Genomic DNA, 8,639 nt, shown 5'->3' on the forward strand with positions numbered 1-8,639 from the left:
GCTCCTTCTCGGTGGTGTGGTAATCCCGAGAATACCCTACTTTTTTGTTGCCTGCTAGGCTCCAAATCTTGGTACACAACTTATTTTACGCCATCGATTTTTCCCTCTATTGGGCGTTAATTGAGCTACCTTTGGTTGAAATAGTGGGATTTTTCCCTCTATTGCGTGCTGATTGAGCTACCTTTGGCTGAGTTAGCGGGATTTTTCCCTTTGATTTACATACCGGGTATGCTCGCGGCGGAATTCAGGGGCGGATTCGTCTCCACCGCCGCCTGAGCAGCAAAAAAAAGGAGGCCTCAGCGGCCCCCTCAAACACCTTACACCAGATCCGCCCGGATTGCGGTGATCTCGCCCCGGCGCAGGGCCTCGGCCTCCGCGCCGCGCAGCAGCGGCCCGTCAACCTGCCGGCTGCTTCCGTCGCCATAGGTCAGCGTAAGCTGCCTGATAACCGCCCTCTCCACTCCGTACGTATCGGCCCGGCGCGGGTTATGGTAGGTCACTTCCGTTCCTCCCAGGAAGGTAAACATCAGCTCGCCCTGTTCGTCGAACAGCCAGCCCGGCAGCGCCGGCGCCAGCTCCAGCGTCAGCTCCCCGTCCTCAAACGCAAACATCCGGCTGCCCGCCATCATCATTCTCCACATGCTGAGGAACTCAGCCGTTGAGCCGCTGAGTCTGGCCACAAAGCCCCGGCCATGGGTCAGCGGGTCCGGATTGCCGCCCGTGCTGATAAAGGAGGAATTCTCCAGTGTGCTGCGGCCGTATATAGCCGGGTCAAGGAACGGGATCAGCGAGGTTCGCATCTCACTGTAGAATTCCTCGTACAGCCCCCCTTTCAATAGCGCCAGCAGATACTTATAGGACATATGCAGGAAATTCGACTCCCGCTCCTGCCAGCCTGGGGTAAAGGCGCGGATGCGACCGATCTCATGTGACTCAGCCTCAAGCGATACCGAGGTGCGGTACATCGATGTTACCGGATCGAATAGCCCGCTGTCCTTAACCTTGCTATAAATGTCTTTGGCCTGCTCATGACTGTCCAGCGTCTTGAGCCAACGGGCCGGCCCCTCCAGGAAGTACGGAAGTGCTGCAGCCTCGAATTCCTCTACTATTGCCTTAGGCAAACCATAGCCGCTGATGACCGGCTTACCGGCTTCATCGGTTACCGGCTGGAAGCGCACAGCCTCAAACCGGAAGTAAGTCGGCACCAGTCCGCCGCCAAGCGCCACCGCCCGCTCGATCCCTGCATCCACTTTATCCAGGAATTTGCCCAGGGCTTCACGGATTACAGCCAGGCTTACCCCTGCCTGCTCTCCGTTAATGCCGAAGCGGATGCTCTCCCGGTAAGTCTCGCGTGCAGAAGCAACGGTGTCCCAATAGCCGAAGTCATCCAGCCCGCCGGCCAGCAGCTTGTTTACTGCCCCCAGCACCCGTTCCAGCAGCAGCGCGATCTCTACGGGCAGCGATACTATTCCGCCAGCAGCCTCTAAACCCTTTAGCTGCTCCGGCGCCCCTTGTGGCTCCTGCAAATCTTGCAATCCCTGCATTTCCTGCAGCTCCTGTACCTCCCGCGCCCCTACCAGCTCCCGCGCGGCCTCTACTTCAGGCACTCCTAAGCTCTCGAGTGCCTCCAGCATAAACACAAGCATCCGCTTGAGCTCGAACGTCTCGCTCATCCCGGAGCCGAACAGGCCCGGCAGGCCGTTCATCGCATCATTCCAGCCCGGCTTGTTGCCCTCCATCTCCACGCCCATGCCATAGGGATCAAGAGTCGCGAACTTGTTCAGCGCCAGCGAGAGCATCTTGACGAACAGGCTGGTGCAGTAGATCGCCCCGGTGCCGCCTTCCGTGCGCAGCCACTGGGTATCGCCGGCTTTGCGGTGCAGCCGGTGCAGCTTCTCCTCATCCTCGAGCAGCGCGCCGTATTGCCGCACCTTCCCGCCGCTGATCACATACTTCTCGCTGCGCGGCAGCACATAGGCAGCGCTGTCGTAGAACGTATAGGATTCATCGCCGAACAGCAGCTCCGCCAGCTTATCCGGGAATATCTCCAGATAGCCTTCAACCAGATCCAGGTTGTAGGTCCAGTGGTCGCTCCAGAAGCCTTCACCGAAGGCGGCTTCGATATTTTGCCGGGACAGGGCCAGCACACCGCTGAGGAATTCCTGCTCATCCGCCTTGAGCTGCACCTGATGATCGGCAATGTAATTAATCAGCTGGCCTGGTGTAAATTTGCCGAGGCACAGCGCTGCAAGCTCCGCCTGATGATCCGCCGCAGAGCCCTCAATCCACTCTTTAAGCTGCGCAGCATGCTCCGGCAGCACCTCAAAGCTCGTTCCCTGCACGCTTAGCGGATTATAGCCGTCCGCCTGGATCAGGCTGTAGAACATTTTGATGTTAAAGCTGCCGACCTGCGGATGGAAAAACACATCGTTCCGCCGGTTCTGGTTCATATCGCGGAAGTTCCCGTTGCCCTGCGAATAGTACTCGGGAGCAAGCGAGAAAAAGTTATAATCCCGCTCCATATCCCCGTGCTTGCGTGAATACAGATGCACGACAAAGCCTTCTTTTCCATTGTCAAAAATAAACGGATACCCGCCGCGCAGAAAGTTATCGAGATAGGACTGGCGGCAGTATGCGTCAAAAATAGCGGAGGAGGTCCGCGTAGCAATATCCGCCGTCAGGTTCTCAGTCAGCTCGGCCGCTTCCAGCATTTTGCCGGTGATATATTCGTCGCGGCAGAGACGGTCAGCCTTGCGGTTGATTTTGTCGATGTCACTGACATGCCCGATAATGGTGTTCAGCGTCAGCTTGCCGCCCGGAGCCAGTGTCCGCTTAACACCGCTGAAGCCGCAAGGCACCTTATTCACCGGATATTGCGGCTGCGCAAGCAGCTCATCAAGCGTGAGGCCGGCGAAGCGGTCCGGATAAGCAAGCGATGTATTAGCGCCGAAAATCACCTCAAAATCAACAACCGGCCGCAGCCGCTCCCCTTCTGCTGTAAACGACAAATAGAAATGACCGTTCTGAATTTCACTGATCTCGGCATCATCATTTGTACTGGAACGCAGCTTGTAGAACGGAATGCCGTGCTCCAGATTGTAGACCTCCATCCAGCTGCGCAGCAGATTGCCCATTTCCTTGTAGGCGCTGTTCGCCGATCCGTAAGGAAGAATCTCCGGCAGACCGTCCAGCAGCTCCAGAGACTGCTCCGCACCGCCTGTATTCTCAATCTCTACCCGCCGCACCAGCGCCGCATAATCATCGTTCGGCAGATTAAAATAATGAACCGTCGTTTTCAGTCCATGTCCGGTATGCTCTTCCTCAATCGTCAGCCCGTTCGGCAGGATCGTCATCTTCCGCTTCACCGCCGGATCCGGATGCGAGGACTGGAACGGCTCATAGACTTCGTCATGCTCCCCCAGCTTAATAAACGTGCGGAACCCGGACGATGCCACGTTCTTGTAAGAGATGCTGGCCGGTGAGAACTCCATGATCGGCGAGTTTTTGTCGCGTACTCCGAAGCCGCATACCCCCTGTCCGCGGTTCACATAGAACGTCCACATGGGAATACCTTTGAGTCCGGCAAGCCCCGGCAGGAAGCTGGCAAACGGTTTATTTTCATGAAACTGCTCCATTACAAATTGGCCCGCATCAAAATAATAACGGCTCATATCATAACCTCCTGAAATTTGGATGTGTACCTATGTGTACCTTATGAAATCACATGCGTAGCAATAGAGTGCGGCGGCAAAAGGCAACCGGCCAGCTCACTGCCAAGACCCAGCGTTACCCTGCGCTCCTCTTCGCTCTCGTTCATCAGCACAACGGCGATGCTGCCGTCCGGATTAAGGAAAGCCGTGGATAGAACACCGTCAGCAGCAGAGTCCAGTCCAATCCGGACAGCGCCGGGAGCGATAAACTTGCTGAAGTGGCCAATATAATAATAAGAGCTGTTGTAATGAACCTCATCCGTAACCGTGTCGGCAATCACAGGGGCATCGCAGAAATTACCCACATGGTTCGGCCCGCCGGTCTCGTCAAGCACCAGATTCCAGTCCAGATAGCCCTCCGTCCACGCGTTCAAATCACCGATCATATTCCGCCCGTAACGCTCTCCAGTGAACCACTCTCCCAGACGCACGCCGCCCTCCTGGCAGCCCTCCGTGAACAGCACATGCTTATCCGGGAAAAGCTCATGCACCTTCGCCACCTTATCGAACTCCTCGCCGCCATACCAGTGAATGCCCGTCCCCCACACATACTTCGCCGCTTCCGGATCTGACAAAATAGGGGTAACGCGCTCGATCATAATATCCCGGTTGTGATCCCAGATTACGATGTTCACATCATCCATACCGGCTTCGTGCAAGGCGGGTCCGAGATGGTTTTTGACAAAATCCCGCTCCTCCTCGGCGCTGTACACACAGGAATCCCAGGTCTGCACCGCAGCCGGCTCATTCTGTACCGATATAGCCCAGACCGGAATGCCCTCCTTGCGGTAGGCCTCAATAAACTTCGTGTAATAACGCGCCCAGACAGCGGCATATTCCGGCTTCAGCGAACCGCCGTTGTTCATTTCTCCATTTGTTTTCATCCAGGCCGGCGGGCTCCAGGGGGAAGCCAGCATCGTAAAAGGGCCGCCTTTGACCTCCATCGCATCCTTAATCAGCGGCAGCACCCACTGGTGGTCATGTGATATATCGAATGTGGCCAGCTCCGTATCCTGATCCTGCACATACGTATAATTGCCGAGCGCAAAATCACAGCTGTGAATATGCACGCGCCCCATACTGTAGCTGAGGCCCTCCTCCGGGTGAAAATAGCTGCGGATTACCTCCGCCCGTCTGGCCGGGCTCATCCGCGACAGCGTGTAGGCTGCAGCCTCAGTGAAAGCGCCGCCAAAACCAATGATGTGCTGGAACTCCTGCTCCGGATGAAGCTCTATATCTGCTGTCTGCCCGCTGCTCTTCTGCTCAAACACCAAGCCTTCCCGCCGGCTCAGGCGCTCCCCGGTTTCTTTTGCCGTCACTACCGTTTGTACAGTCACCATCTGAACCCATCTCCTTAAATAAAATATAAAACACAAGACCTCATAAATCGAAACCGGTTTCGATTGTTGCGAAAAAAAAGTGCGTCCTGGAAGAAACGCTTTATTTCTCACCAGGCGGCGCACAGGATTCCCGCACAACCACTTCCACGGGCAGCACGATGGCCTCCATTCCGTTCCCCTTGCGGTCAACCGATGCCAGAAGAACTTCTGCAGCACGGATGCCCAGAGTCGCCGTATCCTGTCTTACCGTTGAAAGCGCAGGTGTGACGTAACGGGCAAGCTCGATATCGTCATACCCCATAACCGAGATGTCACCCGGCACAGACAAGCCGCTGTCCTTAGCCGCCATCATTGCCCCGAGCGCAAGCATGTCACCGGAAGCAAATACAGCTGTAGGCCGCTCCGGCAGAGCCAGCAGCTTCTGCATGGCGGAATAGCCGTTCTCAAGCACATAAAACTCGCCCTCGACGATATACTCCTCCCGCAGCTCATTGCCGTTACGCTTCATTGCCGCAACATAGCCTTCCTGGCGCTGATTGCCGGGAACCGTATTCACTCCGCCCGAGATATGCGCAATCCTGCTGTGTCCGAGTGAGGTCAGATAGTCCACCGCCATCATCGCTCCCGCCATGTTATCCGAACAGACGGTGTGGGACTTCGGCGTCTCATAATCCAGAATAACCATAGGAATATTACTCTCCAGCAGTTCCAGGAAATAAGGATCATCATAATCGGAGAGAAACACTACAACACCGTCCACGCCATGAATCCGGCAATTCTCCAGATAACCGCTCTGCTTGCCGCCGACATCCTTCGAGATGAACATCAGGGCGTAGCCCTTGTCTACAGCGATCTGCTTGAAGCTCTCAATAACCGCTCCGAAAAAAGGATGGCGGATGCCCGCTCCCGTGCCTTCCACAAAAAGAACGCCGAGTGTCCAGGATTTCTTCGTGGTCAGTGTCCGGGCATGCGCATTCGGCAGATAACCCAACTCGCGGGCGGTCCGCAGAATTTCCTCGCGGGTTTTGGCACGCACATCGGAATAGTTATTGAACGCCTTCGATACCGTAGTCGGGGAGTAACCGGTTTTTTTGGCGATATCGTAAATAGTTGTCAATTCCGGTTCACCTCCAGGGTTTTATGAAAGCCCTTTTTTGTTCACTGCCATTCTAACTTCTTTCAGCAGAGCCGTCCAGCATAAAATATTTTTGTACCGCAGGCAGCAGGGTAACCGCCTGAATGAGCAGGCCAAGACAGGTATAGAATACATGGACCACAGAGACCGCATTCATCATGTACGTCTGCACCAGAATCCAGATGATCTGACCGAAGCCAAGATACAGCGAGAAGGTCCAGGCAGGATGCAGCTCCTTGAATGGGCTCAATCCGGCAAACCGCTGCCAGCCCGGCTTCTTCACCAGCCCGTACAGCACAACCAGCGGCAGGACCCCGAAGATAAGCAGCAGCAGCAGGCCTGGAATCATAAAGCTGTCAAAAGGCGATCTTTCCAGCACGGAGACCGGCATCCCCATCATTTCACCGCTCGGATCAGCCAGCAGCATCACCCCGCCGCCGATCGCCCCAATTCCCAGAAAAGCCTGCAGCACATACAGAACAATAACGGCGCCAGGCCTCTTTTTCAGCTGTCCCATGATCCGCTCCCCATTTCCGCATTTTTAATAAAGTTTACAGCTTTTCCCTGCGGGATGCCGAGACAGATATCACAAAATCGTGAAAGACCTGTTATTTCCCCCTGCCGTGTGAATAGGCGCGCTTTACGTTATACTGGAACTACAGATTATCTTTTAAAAAATAAATGGAGCGGACAGACGCTGACAGAGCGTCTCTCCTAATATACCTATGACCGATACCAGCCTGCCTGTTTCCAAACAATGTGCATATTGTCAGCAGCATAAGCCGCTTACCGAATTCCGCAGACGGACGGGCAAACGGTCCAAAGGCCAATCCCGCCGCGGCGCGTGCCGGGAGTGCCGCAAGATCCGCGGCAAAGCAGACGTAAGCGGACTCCCGCCGGTGCCGGGTGCGGCTGTTTCAGCTCCTGTGAAGCCTGCTGTATCCGCTTCGGCCGGGAAGACTGGTCAAGCAGCCCACACAGCCACACCTTCTGCCCGGCAGGCAGCCGTTGCGGTTCCTGCAGGGCAAGGCCCTGCACAGCATAGAGTGTCTGCTGCCCGGCAGACCGCCAAGACTGTGCCTGCAAGAGGGGATGCACCGCACGAGCCCAAGACAGCACAGCCTAAGCCGCATTCCCGGCCAGTACGCTCCAGGGATAGCAAATCCTCTGCCGCAAGTGCAGGTGAACGCGCCAAACCGCGGCCGCGCCCGGGCGAGCAGCGGCGGAAGCCTACGCTGGGCGGCCGGCCCAAACCGGAGCCTGATGATTACTCCGCGCTCGTACCCTCGGCCAAAGGGATGATTATGATGCGGGGCCACAGTGACAAGGGGCGGCGCTGGCACCAGGAGATTGATCTGGAGCTGGCCGTTACACTGGTCCGTGAGCACGCTGCTGTCGTGGTTAACCGCCGGACCATCCGCCGCCTGTACAGTAACAAGGATTTCCGGAAGCTGATTCTGACAAGGGACAACTATACCTGTCATTTCTGCGGCCTGTACGGTGACACGATCGACCATCTCCTGCCCCGGGCCAAAGGCGGCCACACCACTCCCGACAACTGTGTCTGTGCCTGTAACCTGTGCAACCAGACCAAGGCGGATATGGATGTGGAGGAATTCATGCGGCGGTGAGGCGGAGCGCTGTGGCAAGTCGCTGCGACGGGACGGAGCTCTGGAGCGAGAGCCGGAGCGAGAGCCGGAGCGGAGCACTGAAGCGAGAGCGGGACGGAGCTCTGGGGCGAGAGCCGGAGCGGAGCACTGAAGCGAGAGCGGGACGGAGCTCTGGGGCGAGAGCCGGGGCGAGAGCGGGAGCGGAGCTCTGGGGCGAGAGCGGGAGCGGAGCTCTGGGGCGAGAGCGGGACGGAGCTCTGGGGCGAGAGCGGGAGCGGAGCACTGGGCGAAGACAAGCTGCCAAGCGCCCCGTCCAGGCATTGAATAAAAAAGCACCAGCGCTTTATATCAGCCGGCGCCGAAAGGCACTGCAGGATACAGCGGGTGCTTAATGCAACGCTTATGAAGTTGTGCAGAGTACTTGGAGCCTGTTGATCATAAATTAGCTGTCTGCAGCTTTGCAATATTGGGCCGCAGCATCAGCCTGTGATCTTTTTGACCCGGCCGACCTGCCCGTCTGCCAGCCGCACCTTGATTCCATGCGGGTGGCGGGGCGAATTGGTCAGAATGTCTTTTACTGTGCCGTGTGTAAGCTTGCCGGTAGCCTGATCCTGCTTCAGCACAATATCTACCTCAAGCCCGGGACGGATGTCCGCTCTAACCTGTCCGTTCATCATAAGCCTCCTTTCGTAAGTTGCCATGAAGCCAGGCTGTAGATTGGGGCTCTAACTGATTAGTTGGATTTTCGGTACGGCTGTTGATTAACCAAAAAAAGGTAGCAAAAAGGCCGCTCATTCGGTAAAGTGTTTGTACCCCTACAAACCATCCGAAACGAGGCGACCTC

At 56.4% G+C, this 8,639-nt stretch carries 8 protein-coding genes; 2 read left to right on the top strand and 6 right to left on the bottom strand.

Annotated features, from left to right (window positions below; genetic code table 11):
* Positions 1-317 precede the first annotated feature (317 nt).
* The 4 genes from M2108_RS30935 to M2108_RS30950 form a co-directional block, all read right to left on the bottom strand.
* Positions 318-3,671 (bottom strand): cellobiose phosphorylase, encoded by a 3,354-nt coding sequence (locus M2108_RS30935; RefSeq protein WP_277473300.1) that lies wholly within the window; start codon positions 3,669-3,671, stop codon positions 318-320.
* Positions 3,672-3,712: 41 nt separating this feature from the next.
* The gene (locus tag M2108_RS30940; RefSeq protein ID WP_277473301.1) at positions 3,713-5,050 is read right to left on the bottom strand and encodes a glycoside hydrolase family 30 protein; all 1,338 of its coding nucleotides are present in this window, start codon (positions 5,048-5,050) and stop codon (positions 3,713-3,715) included.
* Positions 5,051-5,150: 100 nt separating this feature from the next.
* Entirely contained in the window at positions 5,151-6,167 is a 1,017-nt protein-coding gene (locus M2108_RS30945; protein ID WP_277473302.1) for a LacI family DNA-binding transcriptional regulator, read from the bottom strand.
* A 52-nt stretch (positions 6,168-6,219) separates the two neighbouring features.
* The gene (locus M2108_RS30950) at positions 6,220-6,702 is read right to left on the bottom strand and encodes a hypothetical protein (protein WP_277473303.1); all 483 of its coding nucleotides are present in this window, start codon (positions 6,700-6,702) and stop codon (positions 6,220-6,222) included.
* Positions 6,703-6,910: 208 nt separating this feature from the next.
* Between M2108_RS30950 and M2108_RS30955 the strand changes: the two genes are divergently transcribed.
* The gene (locus M2108_RS30955; protein ID WP_277473304.1) at positions 6,911-7,816 is read left to right on the top strand and encodes an HNH endonuclease; all 906 of its coding nucleotides are present in this window, start codon (positions 6,911-6,913) and stop codon (positions 7,814-7,816) included.
* Positions 7,817-7,827: 11 nt separating this feature from the next.
* Positions 7,828-8,187, top strand: a complete 360-nt coding sequence (locus M2108_RS30960) for a hypothetical protein (protein WP_277473305.1) — start codon at positions 7,828-7,830, stop codon at positions 8,185-8,187.
* 87 nt (positions 8,188-8,274) lie between these two features.
* Here M2108_RS30960 and M2108_RS30965 read toward each other — a convergent pair whose 3' ends face one another.
* Positions 8,275-8,469: a YwbE family protein gene (locus tag M2108_RS30965; protein ID WP_039869328.1), complete on the bottom strand. Its 195-nt coding sequence runs from the start codon at positions 8,467-8,469 to the stop codon at positions 8,275-8,277.
* Positions 8,453-8,639, bottom strand: a 187-nt coding sequence (locus M2108_RS30970; RefSeq protein WP_277473306.1) for a hypothetical protein, incomplete at its 5' end; no start/stop codon positions are given. The genes M2108_RS30970 and M2108_RS30965, both read right to left, overlap by 17 nt.

It is taken from the genome of Paenibacillus sp. PastM-3, assembly GCF_029893965.1.
Taxonomy (GTDB): Bacteria; Bacillota; Bacilli; order Paenibacillales; family Paenibacillaceae; genus Paenibacillus_AQ.